The 24,553-nt window shown below is 72.9% G+C and carries 18 protein-coding genes; 13 read left to right on the plus strand and 5 right to left on the minus strand.

The features are described 5' to 3' along the window. Positions 1-15: 15 nt before the first annotated feature. Genes dxr through ispG form a run of 3 tightly spaced genes read left to right on the plus strand, consistent with a single transcriptional unit; the run spans position 16 to position 3,658 of the window. Positions 16-1,227 carry a 1-deoxy-D-xylulose-5-phosphate reductoisomerase gene (dxr, locus tag ACIP9D_RS12070; RefSeq protein WP_350869724.1) on the plus strand — a complete coding sequence of 404 codons (1,212 nt, stop codon included), beginning with the start codon at positions 16-18 and terminating at the stop codon, positions 1,225-1,227. Beyond that, the gene (locus ACIP9D_RS12075; RefSeq protein WP_350869725.1) at positions 1,227-2,477 is read left to right on the plus strand and encodes a site-2 protease family protein; all 1,251 of its coding nucleotides are present in this window, start codon (positions 1,227-1,229) and stop codon (positions 2,475-2,477) included. The genes dxr and ACIP9D_RS12075 overlap by 1 nt, the downstream gene beginning before the upstream one ends. 8 nt (positions 2,478-2,485) lie before the next feature. Further along, on the plus strand, positions 2,486-3,658 hold the full coding sequence (gene ispG / locus ACIP9D_RS12080; RefSeq protein WP_350869726.1) for a flavodoxin-dependent (E)-4-hydroxy-3-methylbut-2-enyl-diphosphate synthase: 1,173 nt from the start codon (positions 2,486-2,488) through the stop codon (positions 3,656-3,658). 70 nt (positions 3,659-3,728) lie between these two features. Here the strand turns inward: ispG and ACIP9D_RS12085 are convergent, their stop codons facing one another. Next, positions 3,729-4,295: a PadR family transcriptional regulator gene (locus tag ACIP9D_RS12085; protein WP_350869728.1), complete on the minus strand. Its 567-nt coding sequence runs from the start codon at positions 4,293-4,295 to the stop codon at positions 3,729-3,731. 120 nt (positions 4,296-4,415) lie between these two features. On the opposite strand from ACIP9D_RS12085, the gene ACIP9D_RS12090 reads away from it, so the two are divergent. The 3 genes from ACIP9D_RS12090 (at position 4,416) to ACIP9D_RS12100 (ending at position 10,244) form a co-directional block, all read left to right on the plus strand. After that, on the plus strand, positions 4,416-5,648 hold the full coding sequence (locus tag ACIP9D_RS12090; protein WP_350869731.1) for an MFS transporter: 1,233 nt from the start codon (positions 4,416-4,418) through the stop codon (positions 5,646-5,648). 58 nt (positions 5,649-5,706) lie between these two features. Further along, positions 5,707-6,546 (plus strand): GNAT family N-acetyltransferase, encoded by an 840-nt coding sequence (locus tag ACIP9D_RS12095; protein WP_350869733.1) that lies wholly within the window; start codon positions 5,707-5,709, stop codon positions 6,544-6,546. A gap of 203 nt (positions 6,547-6,749) precedes the next feature. Beyond that, the gene (locus ACIP9D_RS12100) at positions 6,750-10,244 is read left to right on the plus strand and encodes an ABC transporter ATP-binding protein (protein ID WP_350869735.1); all 3,495 of its coding nucleotides are present in this window, start codon (positions 6,750-6,752) and stop codon (positions 10,242-10,244) included. A gap of 294 nt (positions 10,245-10,538) precedes the next feature. Here the strand turns inward: ACIP9D_RS12100 and ACIP9D_RS12105 are convergent, their stop codons facing one another. The 4 genes from ACIP9D_RS12105 to ACIP9D_RS12120 form a co-directional block, all read right to left on the minus strand. Then, positions 10,539-11,606, minus strand: coding sequence for an NADH:flavin oxidoreductase/NADH oxidase (locus tag ACIP9D_RS12105; RefSeq protein ID WP_350869737.1), 1,068 nt, complete (start codon positions 11,604-11,606; stop codon positions 10,539-10,541). Positions 11,607-11,671: 65 nt separating this feature from the next. Further along, the gene (locus ACIP9D_RS12110; RefSeq protein ID WP_350869962.1) at positions 11,672-12,976 is read right to left on the minus strand and encodes a dicarboxylate/amino acid:cation symporter; all 1,305 of its coding nucleotides are present in this window, start codon (positions 12,974-12,976) and stop codon (positions 11,672-11,674) included. 200 nt (positions 12,977-13,176) lie between these two features. After that, positions 13,177-13,839, minus strand: coding sequence for a DUF998 domain-containing protein (locus tag ACIP9D_RS12115; RefSeq protein WP_350869739.1), 663 nt, complete (start codon positions 13,837-13,839; stop codon positions 13,177-13,179). Then, a complete protein-coding gene (locus tag ACIP9D_RS12120; protein ID WP_350869741.1) occupies positions 13,832-14,797 on the minus strand; it encodes a glutathione S-transferase C-terminal domain-containing protein in 966 nt (321 codons plus the stop codon). The genes ACIP9D_RS12115 and ACIP9D_RS12120 overlap by 8 nt, the downstream gene beginning before the upstream one ends. 106 nt (positions 14,798-14,903) lie before the next feature. Here ACIP9D_RS12120 and pcaF point away from each other — a divergent pair, with 106 nt between their 5' ends. The 7 genes from pcaF (at position 14,904) to ACIP9D_RS12155 (ending at position 24,552) form a co-directional block, all read left to right on the plus strand. Next, a complete protein-coding gene (gene pcaF / locus ACIP9D_RS12125) occupies positions 14,904-16,109 on the plus strand; it encodes a 3-oxoadipyl-CoA thiolase (protein WP_350869743.1) in 1,206 nt (401 codons plus the stop codon). A 105-nt stretch (positions 16,110-16,214) separates the two neighbouring features. After that, entirely contained in the window at positions 16,215-17,030 is an 816-nt protein-coding gene (locus ACIP9D_RS12130) for an SAM-dependent methyltransferase (protein ID WP_350869744.1), read from the plus strand. A 4-nt stretch (positions 17,031-17,034) separates the two neighbouring features. Next, entirely contained in the window at positions 17,035-19,206 is a 2,172-nt protein-coding gene (locus ACIP9D_RS12135) for an EAL domain-containing protein (RefSeq protein ID WP_350869746.1), read from the plus strand. Further along, entirely contained in the window at positions 19,203-19,703 is a 501-nt protein-coding gene (locus ACIP9D_RS12140; RefSeq protein ID WP_350869747.1) for a DUF456 domain-containing protein, read from the plus strand. Before ACIP9D_RS12135 ends, ACIP9D_RS12140 begins: the two co-directional genes overlap by 4 nt. A 309-nt stretch (positions 19,704-20,012) precedes the next feature. Beyond that, positions 20,013-21,605 (plus strand): amino acid permease, encoded by a 1,593-nt coding sequence (locus ACIP9D_RS12145; RefSeq protein ID WP_350869748.1) that lies wholly within the window; start codon positions 20,013-20,015, stop codon positions 21,603-21,605. A gap of 88 nt (positions 21,606-21,693) precedes the next feature. Continuing rightward, complete coding sequence (locus ACIP9D_RS12150) at positions 21,694-23,058, plus strand: glutamine synthetase family protein (protein ID WP_350869750.1); 1,365 nt, start codon at positions 21,694-21,696, stop codon at positions 23,056-23,058. A gap of 138 nt (positions 23,059-23,196) precedes the next feature. After that, on the plus strand, positions 23,197-24,552 hold the full coding sequence (locus tag ACIP9D_RS12155) for an aldehyde dehydrogenase family protein (RefSeq protein WP_350869964.1): 1,356 nt from the start codon (positions 23,197-23,199) through the stop codon (positions 24,550-24,552). Position 24,553: the final 1 nt, after the last annotated feature.

Raw genomic sequence — 24,553 nt, forward strand, 5'->3', positions numbered from 1 at the left:
GGGAAGAATGGCCGGGTGACTTCCGCGCGAAATCTCGTCCTGCTCGGTTCCACCGGGTCGGTCGGCACCCAGGCCATCGACATCGTCCGGCGCAACCCGGAGCGGTTTCGGGTGGTGGCGCTGGGTGCCGGCGGCGGCAACGTCGAGCTGCTCGCCGCCCAGGCGCTCGAGCTGGGGGTGGAGGCGGTCGGGGTCGCGAAGGCGTCCGCCGCCCAGGATCTCCAGCTGGCGTTCTACACCGAGGCGAGCCGGCGTGGCTGGGCCACCGGGGACTTCAAGCTTCCGAAGATCATTGCCGGGCCGGACGCGATGACCGAGCTGGCCCAGTGGCCGTGCGACGTGGTGCTCAACGGGGTGGTCGGTTCGCTCGGGCTGGCGCCCACCCTGGCGGCGCTGCGCGCCGGGCGTACCCTCGCGCTGGCCAACAAGGAGTCGCTGGTGGCCGGCGGCTCGCTGGTCAAGGCCGCGATGACCCGGGCGGGTCAGATCGTGCCGGTGGACTCCGAGCACTCGGCGCTGGCCCAGTGCCTGCGCGGCGGGACGCGCGGCGAGGTGCGCCGACTGATCGTCACCGCCAGCGGTGGCCCCTTCCGGGGCAAGCGGCGCGACGAGTTGACGCAGGTCACGCCCGAGCAGGCGCTCGCCCACCCGACCTGGAACATGGGTCCGGTCGTCACGATCAACTCAGCCACCATGGTCAACAAGGCGCTCGAGGTGATCGAGGCGCACGAGCTGTTCGACGTGGCGTACGGCGACATCACCGTGATGGTGCACCCCCAGTCGGTGATCCACTCGATGGTCGAGTTCGCCGACGGCTCGACCCTCGCCCAGGCCAGCCCGCCGGACATGCGGCTGCCGATCGCGCTGGGCATCGGCTGGCCGGACCGGGTGCCCGACGCCGCCACGGCGGTCGACTGGACGGCCGCGCACACCTGGGAGTTCGCCCCGCTCGACGACGACGCGTTTCCGGCGGTCGCGCTGGCCAAGGCCGCCGGCCAGGCGGGACGCTGTCGCCCGGCCATCTACAACGCCGCCAACGAGGAGTGCGTGGCCGCGTTCGTGGCCGGCCGGCTGCCTTTCCTCGGCATCGTGGACACCTTGGCGAGGGTGCTGGACGACGCTCCGGACTTCGACGAACCAGGTACCGTCGGGGACGTGCTCGCGGCCGAGTCGTGGGCACGCGCGCACGCGCAGGAGATCATCGCCGGGTCGGCGGAAGGAGCTTGATGTCATTCGTGCTCGGGGTAGCGCTCTTCGCGCTGGCCATCCTCATCTCGGTGAGCCTGCACGAGGCGGGGCACCTGCTCACCGCCAAGGCGTTCGGGATGAAGGTCACGAAGTACTTCGTCGGCTTCGGGCCCACCCTCTGGTCCTTCCGGCGCGGTGAGACCGAGTACGGCCTCAAGGGCATCCCGCTCGGCGGCTTCTGCAAGATCGTCGGAATGACCCCGCAGGACGACGACGTGGACCCGGCGGACGAGCCGCGGGCCATGTGGCGCTACCCGGTGTGGAAGCGGACGATCGTGATGTCCGCGGGCTCGATCACCCACTTCGCGCTGGCGCTGGTGACGCTCTGGATCCTGGCCGTCTCGGCCGGCCTGCCCAACCCGAAGTTCCCGTCCACCGAGGCGGAGATCCGCCAGGAGCCCGCGGTCATCGTGCTCAGCGACTGCGTGGTGCCGGAGAGCATCGCCCGTGCCTGCGCGCCGGGCGACCCGGCCAGCCCGGCCGCCCAGGCGCAGCTACGTGACGGCGACCGGGTCACCTCGCTCAACGGCACTCCGATCAACAACTATGGGGAGCTGCTCACCGCGCTGCGCGGGCTCCAGCCGGGCAGCACCGCGACCATCGGCTACGTCCGCGACGGGCAGCCGGCCGAGACCCGCACCACGCTCGCCCAGACCCAACGCCCGCCGCTGGACGACCCGAAGGGCGCCGTCGCACCGGTCGCCGCGCTCGGCGTCGGGCTCATCCCCAGTACCCCCACCCGGGTGACGTACGGGCCGGTCGGGGCGTTCGGCGCGACCGCCGACTTCACCGGCGAGATGGCGGTGGGCACCTACCACGCGCTGCTGCGGATCCCGTCGAAGGTGCCGGCGTTGTGGACCGCGATCACCGGCGGCGAACGGGACGTGGACACCCCGATCAGCGTGGTCGGCGCCAGCATCCTCGGCGGCGAGGCGGTGGAGAACAACGCCTGGCTGGTCTTCTTCATGCTCTTCGTCTCGCTGAACTTCTTCATCGGCGTGTTCAACCTGCTGCCGCTGCTGCCCGTCGACGGCGGACACATCGCCGTCGCCTGGTTCGAACGGGCCCGCTCCTGGGTCTACGCCCGGTTGCGGCGTCCGGACCCGGGCCGCGTCGACTACCTCAAGCTCATGCCGTTCACGTACGTGGTGATTCTGATCGGTGGCGCGTTCACGTTGCTGACCATCACCGCGGACATCGTCAATCCGATCTCGCTCTTCTCAAGGTGAGTGTTGAAGTGACCGCTGTCAGTCTCGGTATCCCCGCCGTCCCGCCGCCGCCGCTCGCTCCCCGGCGGGCCAGCCGTCAGATCATGGTGGGCTCGGTCCCGGTCGGCGGCGGCGCACCGGTGTCGGTGCAGTCGATGACCACCACCCTCACCTCCGACGTCAACGCCACGTTGCAGCAGATCGCCGAGCTGACCGCCAGCGGCTGCCAGATCGTCCGGGTCGCGGTGCCGTCCCAGGACGACGTCGAGGCGCTGCCCGCGATCGCCAAGAAGTCGCAGATCCCGGTGATCGCCGACATCCACTTCCAGCCGAAGTACGTCTTCGCCGCGATCGACGCCGGCTGCGCCGCCGTGCGGGTGAACCCCGGCAACATCCGGCAGTTCGACGACAAGGTCAAGGAGATCGCCAAGGCCGCCGGCGACGCCGGGGTGCCGATCCGGATCGGTGTCAACGCCGGCTCGCTCGACAAGCGGCTGCTCAGCAAGTACGGCAAGGCCACCGCCGAGGCGCTGGTCGAGTCGGCGCTCTGGGAGTGCTCGCTCTTCGAGGAGCACGGCTTCCGGGACATCAAGATCTCGGTGAAGCACAACGACCCGGTGGTGATGATCCGCGCCTACCGGCAGCTCGCCGAGCAGTGCGACTACCCGCTGCACCTGGGCGTCACCGAGGCGGGCCCCGCCTTCCAGGGCACCATCAAGTCGGCGGTCGCGTTCGGTGCCCTGCTGGCCGAGGGGATCGGCGACACCATCCGGGTCTCGCTCTCCGCCCCGCCGGTCGAGGAGATCAAGGTCGGCAACCAGATTCTGGAGTCCCTCGGCCTGCGCGAGCGGGGCCTGGAGATCGTCTCCTGCCCGTCCTGCGGGCGGGCCCAGGTGGACGTCTACAAGCTCGCCGAGGAGGTCACCGCCGGCCTGGAGGGGCTGCCGGTGCCGTTGCGGGTCGCGGTCATGGGCTGCGTCGTCAACGGCCCGGGCGAGGCCCGGGAGGCTGACCTCGGTGTCGCCTCCGGCAACGGCAAGGGCCAGATCTTCGTCAAGGGGCAGGTCGTGAAGACCGTCCCGGAGGCGCAGATCGTGGAGACGCTGATCGAGGAGGCGCTGCGGATCGCCGACGAGATGGGCGCCGAGCTTCCCGAGGAGCTGCGCGGCATGATCACCGGACCCACCGTCACCGTGCACTGATTCATCCGCCCGCTGGGCGTGCGAAAGGGTGGTCATTCCCGCGGGAACGACCACCCTTTCCGTACCCGGATCACTCGGATTCGGCGAGGATCGCGTAGAGCTTGCGCCGGGTCTCGTCGAGCACCTGGGCGGCCCGCTCCCGCTGGTCGTCGGTGCCGGTCATCATCACCTGCCGCAGCGCCTGCATCGCCTGCATCCCGGCGTCGCGGATGTCGTGCCAGCTGTTCACCGTGTCCTGGGCGAACTCCGCCCAGGGTGGGGTCTGCGCCGCCTCGGTCGCCTCGTCGCGACCGGCGTCGGTCACGGTGAACCGCTTCCGCCCGCCCCCGGACTCCTCGGCCGGGGCGATGACGCCCTCGTCCTCGAGCAGCTGCAGGGTCGGGTAGATCGAACCGGGGCTGGGCCGCCAGGCCCCGCCGGTACGCGAGTCGATCTCCTGGATCATCTCGTAGCCGTGCATCGGCCGCTCGATGAGCAGCGCCAGCACGGCGCCCCGGACGTTGGGTCGGCGACCCCGGCCGCGTCCGCGACCCCGGCCGCCGCCACCGTGGCCGTGTGGGCCGGGCGGGAAGCCGAAACCGAAACCGCCGTGCATCCGGGCCTCGTGCATCGCGTGGTGCTGTCGATGGAACCGCATGGTCCCGTCTCCTTCCGTCGTATCACTGATGCATCAACGATATATCGGCAACGTGTCGGCGACAAGTCTTCGTAAAGGACGGCTACCAAACCGTACGTACGTCTTGCTAGGCTGCCGGTCGTGCGCCTACTCCCCGCGCCGGGCCCGGCCCGGATCCTCACCCTCGGCACCCTGGTCAAGACCGTCGGCCGGGGCCTCTGGCTCGTCGCCAGCGCGCTCTTCCTCACCCGGTCGGTCGGGCTCTCCGCCGCCGAGGTCGGCGCCGGGCTGACCATCTCGGCGTTGGTCGGCGTGCTGGCCAGCGCCCCCACCGGCTACCTGGCCGACCGGGTCGGCCCGCGGGGCACCCAGATCGGCGCGCTGGTCGCCGCGGGCATGCTGACCGCCGGTCTGGTCGCCGTCCGGTCGTTCCCGGCGTTCCTGCTGGTCGGTGCGGCGACCGCGCTCGCCGACGCCGCCGACCGGGGCGCCCGGGGCGCGCTGATCGCGGGCGCCATCCCCGCCGACCAGCGCGTGCGCACCCGGGCCTACCTGCGCGCCACCACCAACGTCGGGATCTCGGTCGGTGCCGTGCTCGCCGGGTTCGCCATCGCCGCCGACACGCGAGCCGCGTACGTCGCGCTGGTGCTGACCGCCGCGGCGGCGTCCCTGGCCGCGGCGGCCGTGTTCACCCGACTGCCGGTCGTCCCGCCCGTCGCCGCGCCGGCGCACGGCCCCCGGCTCGTCGCCCTGCGGGACCGCCCATTCCTGGCCTTCACCGTGCTCGACGGCCTGATGTCGATGCACTTCGGCCTGCTCAACATCGCCCTGCCGCTGTGGATCGCCGGGCACACCCGCGCCCCGGCCTGGGCGATCTCCGGGGTGATGCTGGTGAACACCGTGATGGTGGTGCTCTTCCAGGTCCGCGCCGCCCGAGGTACGGAGAACGTGACCGGGGCGGCCCGCGCGTCCCGCCGCGCCGGGATCGCCATCGCGGCGGCCTGCGTGCTCTTCGCGGTCAGCGGAGGGCTGCCCACCGTCGCCGCCGTCGGGCTGCTCGGCTGCGGGGCGTTGGTGCACGTGGTCGGCGAGCTGTGGCACTCCGCCGCCGGCTGGGGGATCTCCTTCGGGCTGGCCCCCGAGGAGGCTCAGGGGCAGTACCAGGGGGCGTACAGCATGGGGTACGAACTGGGCAAGATGCTCGCACCGGTGGTGGTGACCAGCCTGGCGATCGGCTGGGGCGTACCGGGCTGGTTGCTCCTCGGCGGGCTCTTCCTGCTGCTCGGCGCCCTGATGCCCCCGGTGGTGCGGTGGGCCGCCCGGAGTCGCCTCGCCCAGCGGCAGGAGCGCCAGGAACGGGCGGTGCCGGTGTGACGGCTGGGCTCGGCACTCCCCCGGCGAGGCGGGGGCCCGATCTGGCAGGCTGGTAAGCGTGCTGACGGTGCCGGTACGGCAACTCGGGGAATCGGAGCGCCGCGCGGTCGAGCGGCTGCTCGACCTCGACCCGTTCGCGGGCGCGCAGGTCGCCGAGCGGGTCGCCGCGCGCGGGCTCTCCTGGTGGCGGGCCGAGGGACGGATCCTCGGCTACGGCGCGCGGCGCAACCTCGAGTCGATCTGCTGGCTCGGCGGCAACCTGACCCCGGTCCTGGCCACCGAGCCGGCCGTCGCCGCCTTCGCCGACCTGCTCGCCGGCGAGGAGCGGCTCTGCTCCTCGATCGTCGGCCGGGCCGACGCCGTGCTCGGGCTCTGGGACCAGCTCTCCGATGTCTGGGGACCGGCCCGGGACGTACGCCCGAACCAGCCGCTGCTGGCCACCGAGGCGCTGCCGGCGGTCACCGCCGACCCGGAGGTGCGGCGGGTGCGCCCCGGCGAGATCGACCGGCTCTTCCCGGCCGCGGTGGCCATGTACACCGAGGAGGTCGGGGTGTCCCCGCTGGCCGAGGATGGCGGGCGCAGCTACCGGCGGCGGGTCAGTGAGCTGGTCCGGGCCGGTCGGGCGTACGCCCGGTTCGTCGACGGCCGGGTCGTCTTCAAGGCCGAACTCGCGGTGGTGACCCGGCGGACGGCCCAGGTCCAGGGGGTCTGGGTGGCCCCGGACTGGCGGGGCCGGGGGATCGCCACGGCGGCGATGGCGGCGGTGGTGCGCGACGCGCTGCTCCGGGTCGCGCCGTCGGTCAGCCTCTACGTCAACGACTTCAACCAGCCCGCGCGCCGGGTCTACGAGCGCTGCGGCTTCCGCCCGGTCGGCACTCTCGCCACCGTGCTCTTCTGACGGTTTCCGTCCAGCGGGCCGGCCGATCGAGGACGTGCAGGAGACGCTGCTCGGCATCGTCCGGCGGATAGCGCAGACCTGATCCGAGCTGGCCGATGCGGGCTCAGAGGGGCCCGCTGGCTGGTAATTGCGTTGAGCGGCGCCGGCCGAACGACCAGGCTGGAGGCACCGCCCCCAGCCGAGCCGAGTCCGGAGGACTTTCCATGCGCCTGCTCCGCGACCTCTGGGCCACCGCACCCCGCCGGATGGCGGTCGTCCTGCTGCTCGTCGTGCTCGGCGCCGCCGGCCAGGCGGCCGCGTCCGCGCTGGCCGGGCCGGTGCTGGTGCACCGGTCGATGGGCTTGTTCACCGTGCTGGCGGTGGCGCTGGTCGCCGCGGTGCTCACCGACCTCGCCATCGGGTTGCTGATGGCCGGCCTGACCGCCGACTGGTCCGCCGACGTGCGTCGCCGGCTGTGCCGGGTCGCGCTCGGGCAGGACCTGCCCACCCTGGAGACCACCCCGGTCGGCGAGCTGCTCGACCGGATCGACAACGACGTCTACCAGGTCGCCGCCGAGCTGCGGAACACCGGTGTCCGGCTCGTCCAGGGGCTGGCCGTGTGCGTGCTCGCCACGGCGAGCGCGCTGGTGGTGTGGTGGCCGGCCGGCATCGGGATGATCGTGCTGACCGGGCTGCTCGCCGTGGTCCTGCGCCGTCCCACCGCGCGGATCGCGCCCGCCCGGATGGCCGAGGAGGAGGCCTGGTCCGACCTCGCCGCGGTGATGGAGGAGGCGGTGCACGGCCAGGACGACGTCCGCACCAGCCTGGCCCGGCCGTACGTGCTGCGCCTCTACGCCAGGCGGGCCGCCGAGGTGATCGCCCGGGGTGGTCGGGTGTTCCGGATGTCCGCCCAGGTCACCGCCGTCGCCGCCGGTGGCATCCGGGCCGGGATCGCCGCCGTGGTGCTCGGCGGCGCGTGGGCGCTGGCCAGCGGCCGGATCGACGCCGCCCGGCTGACCGCGATCTGGCTGCTCGTCATCGCCTTCGGCGCGACCGTCGAGCACCTGGCCCGCTGGGTGCCGCACCTGCAGTACGCGCTCGGCGCCTGGGCCCGGGTGCAACTGCTCTCCGACTCGCCGCAGGAGCCCGCCGGCGGGGCCGAGCCGGTCGACGGCGACCTGACCGTGCGGGGGCTCACCTTCCGCTACTCCGCCGACGACGACCGCGGCCCGGCGCTGCGCGACGTCCGGCTGACCTTTGCCCGCGGCCGGTCGTACGCCCTGGTCGGCCGCACCGGATCCGGCAAGTCGACGCTGGCCAAGGTGCTCACCCGGGCGGTCGAGGTGCCCCGGGGCACGGTCTTCCTCGGCGACACCGACCTGGTCGACCTCGACGTCGAGGAGCTGCGCCGGTGGATCGCGGTGGTGCCGCAACGCACCGAGATCCTGGCCGGCACGCTGGCCGAGAACGTCGCGCTCTTCGACCCCGACCTGCTCGACGACGCCACCCGGGCGTTGGAGGAGCTGGGGCTGGCCGGGTGGATCGCCGAACTCCCCGACGGCGTACGGACCCGGCTGGGCGAGGGCGGGCACGTGCTCTCCGCCGGGCAGGAGCAGCTGGTGGCGTTCGCCCGGATCCTGGTCCGCGACCCGCACGTGGTGATCCTCGACGAGGCCACCGCCCGGCTGGACCCGGTCACCGAGTCGCGGGTCCGGCAGGCCACCGAGCGGCTGCTCACCGACCGGATCGGCATCGTGATCGCCCACCGGCTCTCGTCGGTGCGCCGCTGCGACGAGGTGGTGGTGCTGGCCGACGGTGCGGTGCTGGAGGCCGGGCCGCTGCGCGAGTCGACCCGCTTCGCCGAGCTGCTGGCCACCAGCCACGCGAGCGCGTACGCCGGGGCGGGCGCGGGGCACGGCCGGGTGGACCTGCTGCCCGCGCCGGGTACGGAGTGGGACCTCGCCGAGTCCACCGAGGCGGCGTCGGTGCAGGTCGAGCGGCCGGTCGCCGTACCGAAGACCGATCCGCCTCCGGTGCCCGCGACGCCGCCCGCCCGGACCCTGCGGGAGATCCTCCGGCTCGGGGTCAACGACCCGCGCTACGGCCTGGTCTCCGTCACCCTCTTCATCGTCATGACGCTGCTCGGCCTGGACGGCTCGGTGCTGCCGTGGCTCTGGGCCGACGTGGTCGACGGCGGCAGCCCGTGGCTGCCGGCGATCGGCATCGTCGCCGCGCTGCTCGTCGTCCTGCCGCTGCCCTACCTCACCAACCTGTGGTTCCCGCAGTGGTGGATCCGGCAGATGCTGCGGATCAGCCAACGACTGGTGCACGGCCAGACCGGTGCCCGCCGGGTCAGCACGCACACTCCGGCCGAGGTGGTCGCCCAGAGCGGCGACACGGAGCGGGTGGTGCAGCTCGCCGACAACCTGATGGACCAGTTCATCTCGCTGGCGATCGTGGCCACCATGACCCTGGTGACCGGCAGCGTCGTACCGGCGCTCTTCTTCCTCGGCACGATGGTGGTCTCCGGGCTGGCGGCGACCCTGTTCGGGCCGCGGTTGGAGCGCACCGCCCGGGGCACGGTGAAGGCCCGGGCCGCGTTCGCCACCGCGCTGGTCTCCTCGCTCTCCGCCGCCCGTACGGTGAAGCTCGCCGGCGCCACCCGCCCGGTGCTGCACCACCTCGCGGCACTGGACACGGTCCGCAGCGACCGGCAGCGCCGCGAGATCTCGATGCAGGTCTGGGCGCGGTCGACCCCGTCGGTGGTCAGCGGGCTGCTGCCGATCGGCGCGTGGGCGCTCTACCTCGGCGGCGGGCTCACCGCCGGCGCCGTGCTGGTGGCGGTCTCCACCCTCGGGGCGGCCCGCTGGTTCGCCTGGACCACGGCCGCGCTGGTCTCGCACTACCCGTCCGCCCGGGTCTGGACCCGCCGGACGGTGGCGATGACCGGCGCCGCCACCTACTCGGCGGCCGTGCCGGGGGTGGACCTGGCGGCCGGGACCGCGCCCGCCCCGGAACCGCCGCCGCGACACCCGCTGCGCCGGCTGGAGCTGACCGGCTTCGGCGCGCTGCACTCGGACGGGAAACTCGCCGTGCGCGACGTCGACCTCACCGTCGAACGGGGACAGCTGGTCCTCGTCGTCGGGCCGGTCGGCTCCGGCAAGTCGTCGCTGCTGCGTGCCCTGGCCGGGATCGTGCACCACACCGGGCGGCTGAGCTGGAACGGCGAGCCGGTCACCGAGCCGGAGCTGTTCCTGCGCCCGAACCAGGTCGGTTACGTGGGTCAGCTGCCCCGGGTGCTCTCCGGCACGGTGGCCGACAACATCGCCCTCGGCCACCAGGTCGACGCGGTGGAGGCGGTCTCGACCGCCCAACTGGAGCACGACCTGGCCGCGGCCGGCGGCGGGCTCGGGTTGCTGATCGGGCACAAGGGCACCCGCCTCTCCGGCGGTCAGTTGCAGCGGCTGGCGTTGGCCCGCGCGTTGGCGCCGCGGACCGAGCTGCTGGTCGCCGACGACGTGTCGTCCGCGCTGGACGTGACCACCGAGCTGGAGCTCTGGGCGGCGCTGCGCGCGCACGGGGTGACGGTGGTCGGCTCGACCTCCAAGCGCGCCGCGCTGGTCCGCGCCGACCACGTGGTGGTGCTGCTCGCCGGCACGGTCGCCGCTCAGGGCCCGTGGCGGGAGCTGGAGCAGCGCTGGGGCCATCTGGCCGGCTGATCGGGGCTCGCGCGGTGGCCAGGTGCGCGCGGCGGTGTGGCGCGGGCGACGTCTCGCGGGCGGTAGGGCTCGCTGCGCTCTGGGTCGCGGTAGGTGCGGGTGTCGCCGCTTCCGGGGTACTCCCTCGCGCCCTTTGCTCTGCTTCAGCGACGGAAACACCCGCCGTCCGGATAGCGGACGGCGGGTGTTTCCTCGGCTGATGCAGAGCAAAGGAGGTGGAACGGGGGCCGGCGCGGGCCGCCGGGACCGGCGCATGGCCACCGGTCGGGCCAGCCGGGCCGCTGGGTACTGATGTCAGGTGGCGCGGAGGTACTGGCTCGGCCAGCTGGGGGTGGCGCCGAGCTTGGCGGCCGCGCGGTGCGGCCAGTACGGGTCGCGCAGCAACTCCCGGCCGAGCAGCACCAGGTCCGCCTCGCCGCCGGCGACGATCGCCTCGGCGTGCTCCGGCTCAACGATCAGTCCGACCGCGCCGGTCGGCACGCCGGCCTCCCGACGAATCCGGCCGGCCGCCGGCACCTGGTAGCCGGGGCCCAGCGGGATCCGCTGGGCGGTGCTGACGCCGCCGGACGAGGTGTCCACCAGGTCCACCCCGGCCCCGGCCAGCTCGCCGGCGAGCACCACGCTGTCGTCCACCGTCCAGCCGCCCTCGACCCAGTCGGTGGCGGAGATCCGGGTGAGTACCGGCACCTCCTCGCCGACCGTCGCACGGACCGCCCGGGCCACCTCGAGGGTGAGCCGCATCCGCCCGGCCCGGTCACCACCGAATTCGTCGGTGCGGTGGTTGCTCAGCGGGGAGAGGAACTCGTGCAGCAGGTAGCCGTGCGCAGCGTGGATCTCCACGGCGGCGAAGCCGGCCTCGATCGCCCGACCGGCGGCGGCGGCGAACGCCTCGATCACCCGCACGATGCCGGCCGCGTCGAGGGCGGTCGGCGTCCGGTAGTCGGGCGCGAACGGCTCGGACCCCGGGCCGACCGGTGCCCAGCCGCCCTCGGCGTCCGGCACCCCTCCCCGGCTCTCGGCCCATGGCCGGTACGTCGAGGCCTTGAACCCGGCGTGCGCGAGCTGCACCGCGGGCACCGCCCCGTGCGCGGCGAGGAAGGCGGTCACCGGGCGCCAGGCGTCGACGTGCGCGTCGGACCAGATCCCGGTGTCCTGCGGGCTGATCCGCCCCTCGGGCAGTACCGCCGTCGCCTCGGTGAGCACCAGGCCGGCGCCGCCCACCGCCCGGGCACCCAGGTGCACCAGGTGCCAGTCTGTGGGCAACCCGTCCGGGCCGGCGGTGTACTGGCACATCGGCGCCACGGCGATCCGGTTGGGCAGGGTCACCGCGCGCAGGGCCAGCGGCGAGAACAGGACGCTCATCTCGTCATCCTCTCGGTACGGAAGGAGGACCCCTCGACGAGGGGTCCTCCTTCCGGTCATCGGGTTCAGGCCGGTACCGGGCTCAGCCCGTCCTGCCGGGTGGGGGCGGGGGCGTCCGCGGACTCCGGGTCGACCAGCCCGCGCCGGCCCGCCGTGTCGTAGGCGGTCCGGTCGAGGGTGCCCTCGCGAGCCGCGACGACGGTCGGCACCAGCGCCTGGCCGGCCACGTTGGTAGCGGTGCGGATCATGTCCAGGATCGGGTCGATGGCCAGCAGCAGACCGGCGCCGGCCAGCGGCAGGCCCAGCGTGCTGAGGGTCAGGGTGAGCATCACGATCGCGCCGGTCAGGCCGGCGGTGGCCGCCGAGCCGACCACCGAGACGAAGGCGATCAGCAGGTAGTCGGTGACGCCGAGGTGGACGCCGAAGACCTGGGCCACGAAGATCGCGGCGAGCGCCGGGTAGATCGCGGCGCAGCCGTCCATCTTCGTGGTCGCGCCGAAGGGAACCGCGAACGAGGCGTACTCGCGGGGCACGCCGAGCCGCTCGACGGCGCGCTGGGTCACCGGCATGGTGCCCACCGAGGAGCGGGAGACGAAGGCCAGCTCGATGGCGGGCCAGGCGCCGGCGTAGAAGCGCACCGGGTTGAGCCGGCCGGCGGCCACCAGCACCAGCGGGTAGACCACCAGCAGCACGATCGCGCAGCCGAGGTAGACCGCGGTGGTGAACTTGGCGAGCGGAGCGAGCAGGTCCCAGCCATAGGAGGCGACCGCGTTGCCGATCAGGCCGAGGGTCCCGATCGGGGCGAGCCGGATCACCCACCAGAGCGCCTTCTGGACGATCTCCAGCACGGAGCGGTTCAGCGTCACGAACGGCTCCGCCTTCTCGCCGACCAGCAGCGCGGCGGCGCCGACGACCAGCGCCAGGAAGACGATCTGGAGCACGTTGCCCTCGACGAAGGCGCCGACCGGGTTGGTCGGCACGATGCCGGTGAGGAAGTCCGTCCAGGAGCCGGTCTTCTTCGGCGCGGTGGCGCCGGCGAGGTCGAGGGTGACGCCCCGGCCGGGGTTGGTGAGCAGGCCCAGGCCGATGCCGACGCCCACCGCGATCAGGGCGGTGAGGCCGAACCAGAGCAGCGTCTTGAGCGCCAGCCGGGCGGCGTTGGCCACCCCGCGCAGGCTGACCACGCTGACCACGATCGCGGTGAAGACCAGCGGCGGCACGGCCAGCTTCAGCAGCTGGACGAAGAGGTGGCCGACGGTGTCGAGGGTGCTGGTCAGCCAGCTCAGGTCGTTGGCGCGGGCCAGGAAGCCGAGCGCCACGCCGAGGACGAGGCCGAGGAGGATCTGTACGGAAAAGGGGATCTTGCGCAGGGCGGAAGCCACGATGATGCGTCCAAGGGTCTGGTGGGGTCAGGGCAGCGTCAGGAGAGCGGCTGCGCCGGACAGACGCCGCTGGCCTGCAGTCGGAGATCGACGTACAGGCGCACGGTCAGGCACCAGATGTTGGTCATCGCCGGCAGACGATACGCCGGAGGGGGTCCGCAGGGAAGGAGCGGTATCCGTGACGATCCTTACAACCTGACGTCGTCGGTCGATGTCCACCGGCCGGTCAGGCCGACCGTGGCGGCGACGGCCAGCCCCCAGAGCACCGCGATCGCGAGCACGAGCCGTTCCAGCACACCGACCAGGGCTCCCCGGCCGACCAGCAGCATCGCCAGCCCCACCGCGGCGCAGAGCGGCAACGCCACCGCCGCGGCGATCGCGGAGAGCCGCCGCAGCTGCCCGCCGGCCCGGCCGGAGAGCGCGATCGCGACCATCGCGAAGATCACCGCCGCGGTGGCCATGATGCTCGCCCCGCCGTGCACCAGGTCGGCCACGGTGGCGCGTTCGAACGGCGGTAGCGGGCAGCCGGCCGTGCAGGTCACCGCGCCGGAGAGCGCCGTGCCCAGACCGGCGGCGGCGAGCAGCGCCGCGGCCGCCCGCAGCGCCGGCAGCAGCGCCGCGGCGAGCAGCAGCAACCCGGCGGCCAGCGCGTAGACCCCGATCCGGTACATCGGCGCGTGTCCGCTGCCGGCGATGCCGGCTTCGCTGACGTACCCGGTCAGGCCCGGTCCGGGCCCGGCGAGCACGGCGAGGGTCACCGCGCCCGCGCCGGCGAGGGTGCAGCCGGCGGACGCCGACGCGGCCGCCGCGCGGGGGGTGATGAGCGGCTCGGGCCGGCCCTGCTCAGCCACGCCCGTGCGGCGTGGTCCAGCCGGAGAGGTCGGGGCCGAGCGGCACGACGCCGGTCGGGTTGATCTCCTTGTGGGTGCCGTAGTAGTGCCGCTTGATGTGGTCGAAGTCGACCGTCTCTCCGAAGCCGGGCGTCTGGAACAGGTCCCGGGCGTACGCCCAGAGCACCGGCATCTCGGTGAGCTTGCTGCGGTTGCACTTGAAGTGCCCGTGGTAGGCGATGTCGAAGCGGACCAGCGTGGTGAAGAGCCGCACGTCCGCCTCGGTGATCGCGTCGCCCATCAGGTAGCGCTGCCCGGCCAGCCGCTCCGAGAGCACGTCCAGCCGGGCGAAGAGGGCCCGGTACGCCTCGTCGTACGCCTCCTGCGAGGTGGCGAAGCCGCACCGGTAGACGCCGTTGTTGACGTCCCGGTGGATCTCCGCCATCAGCGCGTCCAGCTCCGGACGCAGCTCGACGGGGTAGAGGTCCGGCGCGTCAGGCGCGTGGAACCGCCGCCACTCGGTGGAGAGGTCGAGGGTGAGCTGCGGATAGTCGTTGGTGACCACCCGCCCGGTCCGGGTGTCGATCAACGCCGGCACGGTCACCCGGCCGCTGTAGTCCGGGTCGGTCGCCAGATAGGCGTCGGAGAGGAACCCGATGCCGAGCACCGGGTCGAAGCCGTCCTGGTCGAGGGTGAACCGCCAGCCCCGCTCGTCCCGGATCGGGTCGACGGTGCCCAGCGAGAGGACGTCCTCCAGGCCGAGCAGGCTGCGGACGATCCGGGCCCGGTGCGCCCACGGGCACGCCCGGCACCAGATCAGCCGGTAGCGGCCCGCCTCCAGCGGCCAACGGCCCTGCTCGTCCGGCCCGCCGCCGGGCGGGGACGTCGAGTGCGGGGTGACCCGGTCGGTGAACCGGTTGGGTTGGCGGACGAACGCGCCGCCACCGCTGGTCTCTGCGCTGAACTGGGCCTGAGCCATGCCGTCAACCTATCGGCTCCGGAGGGCCGATATCCTGGCGGTCGGGCGTCCCTCGCGACCCGACGGGCGCGCCCGCCCCGCCCTTCCCACCCCCGAAGGACTCGCGATGACCGTGGCATACCTGGTGGCCGGTGTCCGCACCCCGATCGGCCGTTACGCCGGCGCGTTGGCCGGCGTCCGCCCCGACGACCTGGCCGCGCACGTGATCCGGGAGTTGGTCGCCCGCCACCCGTCGGTGGACTGGGCCCGGGTGGACGACGTGCTCCTCGGCTGTGCCAACCAGGCCGGCGAGGACAACCGCAACGTGGCCCGGATGGCCGCGCTGCTCGGCGGGCTGCCCGAGCAGGTGCCCGGCAGCACCATCAACCGGCTCTGCGGCTCCGGCCTGGACGCCCTCGCCACCGCGGCCCGCGCCGTCGTCGCCGGCGAGGCCGAGCTGGTGGTCGCCGGCGGCGTGGAGAGCATGAGCCGGGCCCCCTTCGTCATGCCGAAGGCGACCTCGGCGTACTCCCGGTCGGCCGAGGTCTACGACACCACGATCGGCTGGCGGCTGGTGAACCCGCTGATGAAGGCCGGGTGGGGCGTCGACTCGATGCCGGAGACGGCGGAGAACGTCGCCGCCGAGTACGGCGTCGACCGGGTCGCGCAGGACGAGTTCGCCCTCCGTTCGCAGCAGCGGGCGGCCAAGGCGCAGGCCGACGGCCGGTTCGCCGAGGAGCTGGTCGCGGTGACCGTGCCGGAGGGGCGCCGCGGCACCCGCCTGGTGGAGGTCGACGAGCACCCGCGGGAGACCTCGCTGGAGAAGCTCGCCGCGCTGCCCACTCCGTTCCGCGCCGGTGGCACGGTGACCGCCGGCAACTCCTCGGGTGTGAACGACGGCGCGGTCGCGCTGCTGGTCGCCTCCGAGGCGGCGGTCGCCCGCTACCACCTCACCCCGCTGGCCCGGATCGCCGGTGCGGCGGCCGCCGGGGTGCCGCCGCGGATCATGGGCGTCGGTCCGGTACCGGCCACCCGCAAGCTGCTGGACCGGCTCGGCGTCGGCCTGGACGCGGTGGACGTGATCGAGCTGAACGAGGCGTTCGCCGCCCAGTCGGTCGCCGTCCTGCGCGAGCTCGGCCTGCCCGAGGACGCCGAGCACGTCAACCCGAACGGCGGGGCGATCGCCCTCGGCCACCCGCTCGGGGCCAGCGGCGCCCGACTGGCGCTGACCGCCGCGCTGGAGCTGCGTCGCCGGGGCGGGCGGCGGGCATTGGCCACCATGTGCATCGGGGTGGGGCAAGGGATCTCCCTAATGCTGGAGTCCGCGGCCTAGAGTGTTCAACACCACACCCTCAGCGGGTCGACTGGTGGGCCGACGCGTGCCCCCGCGCGTCCCGACACCGGCTGCGTCCCGCCTCTCGGCGACGAACTGGGGAGCTTGCAGATGCCGGACGGACTGCCGACCGAGATCGACCTGACCAGGCCGAGCGCCGCCCGGGTCTACGACTATTTCCTGGGCGGGGCGCACAACTTCGAGATCGACCGGCAGCTCGCCGAGCAGATCGCCCGGATGACGCCGAACCTCGCCGCCACCATGCGTGCCGGCCGCGAGTTCCTGCGCCGGGCCGTCCGCGCGCTGCTCGACGCCGGCGTCGACCAGTTCCTCGACATCGGCTCGGGCATCCCGACCGTGGGCAACGTCCACGAGGTGGCCCAGGGCGCGAACCCGAAGGCCCGCGTGGTCTACGTGGACATCGACCCGGTGGCCGTCGCGCACAGCCGGGAACTGCTCGCCGGTAACGACCTGACCACGGTGGTCCACGCCGACCTGCGCGAACCGGAGCGGATCCTCGACGAGGCGCGTGGCCTGCTCGACTTCGGCCGCCCGGTCGGCATCCTGCTCGCCGGCGTGGTGCACTTCGTTCCGGACGCCGACCGGCCCGGGGAGATCCTGGCCACCCTGCGGGCCGCCGCCGCCCCGGGCAGCTACCTGGTGATCTCCCACTCCACCTTCGAGGACCAGCCGCAGGAGATGCTCGACGCGCAGCGGCTCTCGGCGCGTACCGACACCGAGATCAGCCTGCGCTCGCGGGCCGAGATCACCGGGTTCTTCGGCGACTGGACGCTCCTGGAGCCGGGCCTGGTGCACATGCCGCTCTGGCGGCCCGACTCGCCGTCCGACGTGGACGAGCACCCGGAACGGTTCGGCGCGTTCGGCGGTGTCGCCCGCTACGACCAGCCCGCCGCCGGCTGATCGCATGGCCGCCGTCGCGGACTCCGCGGGCGACGAGGTCAGCCGGGCCGGCGCGCAGGGGTACGCCGCCGAGTGGGCCCGCGCGGTTCGCCGCCTCGGTTTCGTGCCGCTCAGCGCCGCCGAGACCGAGCGGCTGCTGCTGGTGCACACCGTACGGCTGGCGCAGGCGCTGCGGGCGGAGCCGTTCTCCGGCCAGCCTGCCGAGGACGTCGGGCGGGCGCTGGTCGAGGCGCACCTGGCCGAGCCCCGGATGCTGGAGTGGTCGGTGCGCGCCCTCGGCGAGGAGTTTCTCGACCGGGCGGTGCCCGCCGGGGCGTACCCCGGGAACGCGCGGCAGCGGATCGTGGCCTTGCAGGCCGGTCTCTCCGCCGGTTTCGCCCGGGCGTTGCGTGACCGCACCTTCAGCCAGCAGGAGCGGATCGCCCGCTCGGCCTGGCAGGCGCGCGACGAGGTGGAGCAGGCCCTACGGGACAGCGAGGCGCGGTTCCGGGCGGTCTTCACCGGCGCCGCGATCGGCATCGGCATCGCCGGGATCGACGGGCAGATCATCGACGTCAACCAGTCGTTCGCGGACATGCTCGGCTACTCGATCGAGGAGCTGCACGGAACCGACGTGGCCGGCCTCTTCCACGTCGAGGACGCCGCCGGCATGTGGGAGCTCTACCAGGAGATGGTCGAGGGCAAGCAGGACCTGGTCCGGGTGGAGAAGCGCTACCACCGCAAGGACGGCAGCATGCTCTGGACCGACCTCGCGGTGTCGCTGATCCGGCACGACGACGGTCGGCCGCGGTTCACCGTCGCCATGATCGAGGACATCACCGAGCGGTACGCGCTCCAGCAGCGGCTGCGCTTCCAGGCGCTGCACGACCCGCTCACCGGCCTGCCCAACCGGACGCTCTTCTTCGAGACGCTGGGCCGGATCTTCGAGACCGCGGCTCCCGGCCGGCGGCTCGGGATCTGCTTCCTCGACCTGGACGGCTTCAAGGCGATCAACGACAGCCTCGGGCACGACCTCGGTGACCGGCTGCTCGTCATGATCGCCCGGCGGCTCGCCGACTGCGTCGCCGACCAGGGCCACCTGGTGGCCCGGATGGGCGGCGACGAGTTCGTCATCCTGGTCGACGGCGGCGAGGGGCTCGACGACGCGGTCGCCGTCGCGGAGGCGGCGCTGGCCGCGGTCTCCGCCCCGGTGCACGTCGGCGACCAGCAGCTCGCCGTCTCGGCCAGCGTGGGCATCGTCGACGGCCCGGTCGGCGGGACCAGCGCGTCGGAGTTGATGAAGGCCGCGGACACCACCCTCTACTGGGCCAAGGCGGAGGGGCGCGGCCGGTGGGCGGTCTACGACCCGGAGCGCAGCGCCCGGGACATCGCCCGATCGTCGCTGGCCGCCGGCCTGCCGGCCGCGCTCGACCGGGGGGAGTTCGTGCTGCGGTACCAGCCGATCGTGTCGCTGCTGGAGGGGCGGATGCTGGCGGTCGAGGCGCTGGTCCGCTGGCAGCACCCGGAGCTGGGGCTGCTCGGCCCGGACCGGTTCATCGGGCTGGCCGAGGAGACCGGACTGATCGTCCGGCTCGGCGAGTGGGTGCTCCGGCAGGCCTGCCGGGACGCCGAGGAGTGGCGACGCCGCTTCCCGGAGGCCCGGCTGGTGGTGAGCGTGAACCTGGCCGCGCGGCAGGCCGAGGATCCGGCCATCGTGGCGACCGTCTCGGACGCGCTGAGCACCAGCGGGCTCCCCGCCGAGCTGTTGCAACTGGAGTTGACCGAGAGCGCGGTGATGGGCACCGCCGGGGAGCCGCTGCGCTCGTTGCACCAGTTGGGGGCGCTCGGTGTACGGCTGGCGATCGACGACTTCGGCACCGGCTACTCGAACCTGGCTTACCTGCGTCGGCTGCCGATCCACTGCCTGAAACTGGCCGGCCCCTTCGTCGAGGGCATCCGCGGTGACGGCCCGGAGGCGGCGGCCGACCACCGGGACGAGCGGATCGTCGACGCGCTGGTCCGGCTGGCGCACGCGCTGGAGCTGTGGGTCACGGCCGAGGCGGTGGAGACCGGCGTGCAGGCCGAACGGCTGCGGGCGCTGCGCTGCGACACCGGGCAGGGACGGTTCTTCGGCAGCCCGATGCCGGCCGATCGGATCGCCGCCCGGCTCGCCCGGGCGCAGGGGGGATCTGAATGAGCGCGACGGACACCGAGGCCCTCGTCGCGGTGGTTGCCGCCCTGGCGATCCTGGCCGGGCTCGCCGGCGTGGTGGTGCCGGGGCTGCCGGCGCTCCCGCTCTGCTGGGGTGGGGTGCTGGTCTGGGCGCTCTTCGGTGGCGCCGGGGCGGGTCGGTGGGCGGTGCTCGCCGCCGCGACCCTGGTCGCGCTCGGCGGCACGGTGGTGAAGTACCTCTGGCCGGGGCGGAACCTGAAACGCACAGGCGTGCCGACGCGCTCCCTGCTGGCCGGGGGCGTGCTGGGGCTGGTCGGCTTCTTCGTCATCCCGGTCATCGGCCTGGTCATCGGCTTCGTCGGCGGGGTCTGGGCGGCCGAGCGGCTGCGGCTCGGGGACAACCGCCTCGCCTGGCCCGCCACCGTCCAGGCACTGAAGGCGGCCGGGCTGTCGATGCTCGTGGAGTTCGCCGCCGGCCTGGTGATCGCGGCGCTCTGGGTGGCCGGGCTGCTGCTCGGCTGAGCGCCGCGGGCGGGTGCGGGGCGACGACGCGGGGCACCCGTTCGGTAGCTACGGCGGATCACGCCGTACTTGTGAGAGAGAGGTGGGCACCCCGCGCCGACGTGGGCCGGGCGTTGCCGAGCGCCCGGCCGGGGCCCGTCGCGATCGGGCCTGGTCACGAGGTCAAGGATGCGGCCGGCGCGGGCGTAACGGCAACGGAATTAGTCCGGTACGGCGGTGAGATTCCCACCGGCGATCTATTGACCGACTTGATCGGCGGGACGAGACTTTTGCCCACTCGCACCGGGGATCACCTCGAGGAGGTGTGCAGTGGCCACGACGCCCGCGCCGACCGCCGAGCAACCGATGGACGACGACGCCCGACGGCTCGCCGAGCTCGGCTACAAGCAGGAACTGCGCCGCAAGTGGAGCGGCTTCTCCAACTTCGCCATCTCGTTCTCCATCATCTCGATCCTGGCCGGCTGCTTCACCACCTTCGGCCAGGCGTGGAACAACGGCGGCCCGGTCGCGATCTCCTGGGGCTGGCCGCTGATCTCGCTCTTCATCCTGATCATCGGCTTCTGCATGGCCGAGCTGGTGTCGGCCTACCCGACCGCCGGCGGCATCTACTGGTGGGCGGCGAAGATGGGCCGGCCGGTGCACGGCTGGTTCACCGGCTGGCTCAACCTGATCGGTCTGGTCGCAGTCACCGCGTCGGTCGACTACGGCTGCGCCACCTTCCTCAATCTCACCCTCTCGGCGCTCTTCGACGGGTGGGAGGGCACGCTACGCCAGGCCTTCCTGCTCTTCGTGATCATCCTCGTCCTGCACGGGCTGATCAACGTGTTCGGTCACCGGATCATCGACGTACTCCAGAACGTCTCGGTCTGGTGGCACGTGGCCGGCGCGGCCGCCGTGGTGGCCATCCTGGTCTTCGTCCCGGACAACCACCAGAGCTTCCAGTTCGTCTTCACCGAGCGGTTCAACAACTCGGGCTTCGCCGACGGCGGCACCGGCGGGTTGACCTTCTGGTTCTACGTGCTGCCGCTGGGCTTCCTGCTCACCCAGTACACGATCACCGGGTTCGACGCCTGCGCGCACGTCTCCGAGGAGACCCGCGGGGCGTCGCAGGCCGCCGCCCGCGGCCTCTGGCAGTCGATCTTCTATTCCGCGATCGGCGGCTGGATCCTGCTGCTGGCGTTCCTCTTCGCGGCCACCGACGTCGAGGCGGTCAACGCCGCCGGCGGCTTCTCCGGCGCGATCTTCGAATCCGCGCTCACCCCGGTCTTCTTCAAGACGGTCATCATCATCTCCACCATCGGCCAGTTCTTCTGCGGGATGAGCTGCGTGACCTCGATGAGCCGGATGGCGTACGCGTTCAGCCGGGACCGGGCGGTGCCGGGCTGGCGGCTCTGGTCCAAGGTGGACCGCAACGGCACCCCGGCCAACGCGATCATCGGCGCCACCGTGGCCGGCCTGGTGCTCACCCTGCCCGCGCTCTACGAGAGCGCCGACGGCATCCCGATCGCCTTCTACGCGGTGGTCTCCGTCGCGGTGATCGGGCTGTACCTGTCCTTCCTCATCCCGATCGCGCTGCGACTGCGGATGGGCGACCGGTTCGTTCCCGGACCGTGGACCCTCGGGCGCCGGTACAAGCTGCTCGGCTGGATCGCGGTGATCGAGATCGCGATCATCTCGGTCTACTTCGTGCTGCCGATCGTGCCCGCCGGAGTGCCCGGTAACCCCGACTTCACCTGGTCGGCGGTGAACTACGCGCCGCTCGCGGTGGGCGGGCTGCTGCTGGTGGTCGCCGTCTGGTGGTACGCCTCGGCCCGGAAGTGGTTCACCGGCCCCCGCCGTACGGTCGACGTGCCCGGGCCCCGGCCCGCCCCCGACGGCGCACCGGTCGACGAGCCGGCATGACCCCGCCGCCCGGGTTTCCCGGGCGGCGGGTTCCGGGCATTGACGGTGATCCGGTTTGCCAGTAGACCTTGGTGATGGAGGCCCGCCGATGAGGAAAGCTCCGCTCACGCTGGAAGAGTTGCGGGTCGCCATCGGCGGCGGCGAGATCGACACGGTGGTGCTGGCCCTGGTCGACATGCAGGGCCGGTTGCAGGGCAAGCGGTTCCACGCGCCGTTCTTTCTCGACCAGGTGGTGGCGCACGGCAGCGAGGGGTGCAACTACCTGCTCGCGGTCGACGTCGACATGAACACCGTCGACGGCTACGCGATGTCGAGCTGGGAGCGAGGCTACGGCGACTTCGCGATGAAGCCCGACCTGAGCACGCTGCGCCGGGTGCCCTGGCAGCCGGGCACCGCGATGCTCCTGGCCGACCTGGAGTGGCTGGACGGCTCCGGCCCCGTGGTCGCCTCGCCCCGGCAGATCCTCCGCCGTCAGCTGGACCGGCTGGCCGGGCACGGGCTGCGGGCGTACGCCGGCACCGAGCTGGAGTTCGTGCTGTTCCGCGACTCGTACGAGGATGCCTGGCGGCGCGGCTACCGGGAGCTGACCCCGGCGAACCAGTACAACGTGGACTACTCGCTGCTCGGTACCGCGCGGGTGGAGCCGCTGCTGCGCCGGATCCGCACCGAGATGGCCGGCGCCGGACTGACCCCGGAGAGCGCCAAGGGGGAGTGCAACCTCGGCCAGCACGAGATCGCCTTCCGCTACGACGAGGCGGTGGCCTGCGCCGACCACCACGTCATCTACAAGAACGGGGCGAAGGAGATCGCCGCCCAGGAGGGCATGGCGATTACCTTCATGGCCAAGCCCAACGCCCGGGAGGGCAACTCCTGCCACATCCACTTCTCGCTGCGCGGCGCCGACGGCCGCTCGGCCATGCTCGGCGACGGCCCCGCGCACCTGTCGGTGACCGGGCAACGGGTGCTGGCCGGGCTGCTCGCCACCATGCGTGAGTTCAGCCTCCTCTTCGCCCCGAACATCAACTCCTACAAGCGTTACCAGCCGGGATCGTTCGCGCCGACCGCGCTGCGCTGGGGCACCGACAACCGCACCTGCGCCCTGCGGCTGGTCGGCCACGGGCAGGGCATGCGGGTGGAGAACCGGGTGCCGGGGGCCGACGTCAACCCGTACCTGGCGGTCGCGGCGCTGGTCGCCGGCGCAGTGCACGGCATCGAGCGGGAGCTGGAACTCGGCGACGAGTGCACCGGCAACGCCTACGACGACCCGGACGCCGAGCGGGTCCCCGGCACGCTGCGCGACGCCCTGGCCCTCTGGGAATCCTCCACGGTGGCCGCCGAGGCGTTCGGCGCCGAGGTCGTCGCCCACTACGCCAACCAGGCGAAGGTCGAGCTGTCGGCCTTCGACGCCGCGGTCACCGACTGGGAGCTCGTCCGTGGCTTCGAACGCCTCTAACCCCACCCGCCCCGCCCGCCGCCCCGCAGGCCGCCCCGCCGGCCGCGTCGATCATGCAGTTGTGCTGGGCGATCGGTGGCATTTCGCGGCGTTGGTGAGGCACCACAACTGCATGATCGACGGAGTGGGGTGGGGATTGTGACGGGCGTGGTCAACCCGGCCAGCGGGGAGGTGGTCGCGGAGGTCGCGGGCACCACTCTCGCCGAGACGGATGCGGCGATCGCGCGGGCGGCCGTCGCCTACGAGCGGTGGCGGGGCGTGGCACCGGGGGAGCGGGCGCGGCTGCTGCGCCGCTTCGCGGCCGTGGTGGACGCACACCTTGAGGAACTGGCGCAGCTGGAGGTGCGCAACTCCGGGCACACCGTCGGCAACGCCCGCTGGGAGGCCGGCAACGTCCGCGACGTGCTCGACTACTACGCCGGGGCGCCGGAGCGGCTCACCGGCCGGCAGATCCCGGTGCCCGGCGGGCTGGACGTCACCTTCCACGAGCCGCTCGGCGTGGTCGGGGTGATCGTGCCGTGGAACTTCCCGATGCCGATCGCCGCCTGGGGCTTCGCCCCCGCGCTCGCCGCCGGCAACACCGTGGTGCTGAAGCCGGCCGAGCTGACCCCGCTCACCGCGCTGCGCCTGGCCGAACTGGGCCGCGAGGCCGGCCTGCCCGAGGACGTGTTCACCGTGCTCCCCGGCGAGGGCCGAATGGTCGGCGAGCGCTTCGTCACCCACCCGGCGGTCCGCAAGATCTGCTTCACCGGGTCCACCGAGGTCGGCACCCGGATCATGGCGGGCGCCGCCGAACAGGTGAAGCGGGTGACGCTGGAGCTGGGCGGCAAGAGCGCCAACGTGGTCTTCGCCGACGCCGACCTGGCGAAGGCGGCGGCCACCGCGCCGTACGCGGTCTTCGACAACGCCGGCCAGGACTGCTGCGCCCGGTCCCGGATCCTGGTCCAGCGCTCGGCGTACGACCGGTTCCTGGAGCTGCTCGAACCGGCGGTGCGAGCGTTGCGGGTGGAGGACCCGGCCCGGGAGACCGCCGAGATGGGCCCACTCATCTCGGCGGGCCAGCGGGACCGGGTGGCCGGTTACGTCGACGGGGCGAAGGTCGCCTTCACCGGCAGCCGCCCCGACGGCGCCGGCTTCTGGTACGCCCCGACGGTGCTGCTCGCCGACTCCCCAACGAACCGGCACTGGCGGGAAGAGATCTTCGGCCCGGTGGTCTCGGTGCTCCCGTTCGACGACGAGGCCGACGCTATCCGGCTCGCCAACGACACCGAGTACGGCCTCTCCGGTTCGATCTGGACGCGCGACGTCGGGCGGGCCATCCGGGTGGCCCGGGCCGTCGAGTCCGGCAACCTGAGCGTCAACTCGCACTCCTCAGTGCGCTACTGGACCCCGTTCGGTGGCATGAAGCGCTCCGGGCTCGGCCGCGAGCTGGGCCCCGACGCGCTGCACGCCTTCACCGACGTCAAGAACGTGTTCATCGCGACGGAGGAGTGAA

Source organism: Micromonospora sp. NPDC093243 (assembly GCF_044753725.1).
Lineage (GTDB): Bacteria > Actinomycetota > Actinomycetes > Mycobacteriales > Micromonosporaceae > Micromonospora.

What these genes read in the sequence shown, in the direction of transcription:
- pcaF (WP_350869743.1), top strand. Translation starts at nt 14,904, where the DNA reads ATGACCGTGGCATACCTGGTGGCCGGTGTCCGCACCCCGATCGGCCGT.
- ACIP9D_RS12105 (WP_350869737.1), bottom strand. Translation starts at nt 11,606, where the DNA reads ATGAGCGTCCTGTTCTCGCCGCTGGCCCTGCGCGCGGTGACCCTGCCC.
- ACIP9D_RS12120 (WP_350869741.1), bottom strand. Translation starts at nt 14,797, where the DNA reads ATGGCTCAGGCCCAGTTCAGCGCAGAGACCAGCGGTGGCGGCGCGTTC.
- ACIP9D_RS12100 (WP_350869735.1), top strand. Translation starts at nt 6,750, where the DNA reads ATGCGCCTGCTCCGCGACCTCTGGGCCACCGCACCCCGCCGGATGGCG.
- ACIP9D_RS12150 (WP_350869750.1), top strand. Translation starts at nt 21,694, where the DNA reads ATGAGGAAAGCTCCGCTCACGCTGGAAGAGTTGCGGGTCGCCATCGGC.
- ACIP9D_RS12140 (WP_350869747.1), top strand. Translation starts at nt 19,203, where the DNA reads ATGAGCGCGACGGACACCGAGGCCCTCGTCGCGGTGGTTGCCGCCCTG.
- ACIP9D_RS12085 (WP_350869728.1), bottom strand. Translation starts at nt 4,295, where the DNA reads ATGCGGTTCCATCGACAGCACCACGCGATGCACGAGGCCCGGATGCAC.
- ACIP9D_RS12075 (WP_350869725.1), top strand. Translation starts at nt 1,227, where the DNA reads ATGTCATTCGTGCTCGGGGTAGCGCTCTTCGCGCTGGCCATCCTCATC.
- ACIP9D_RS12135 (WP_350869746.1), top strand. Translation starts at nt 17,035, where the DNA reads ATGGCCGCCGTCGCGGACTCCGCGGGCGACGAGGTCAGCCGGGCCGGC.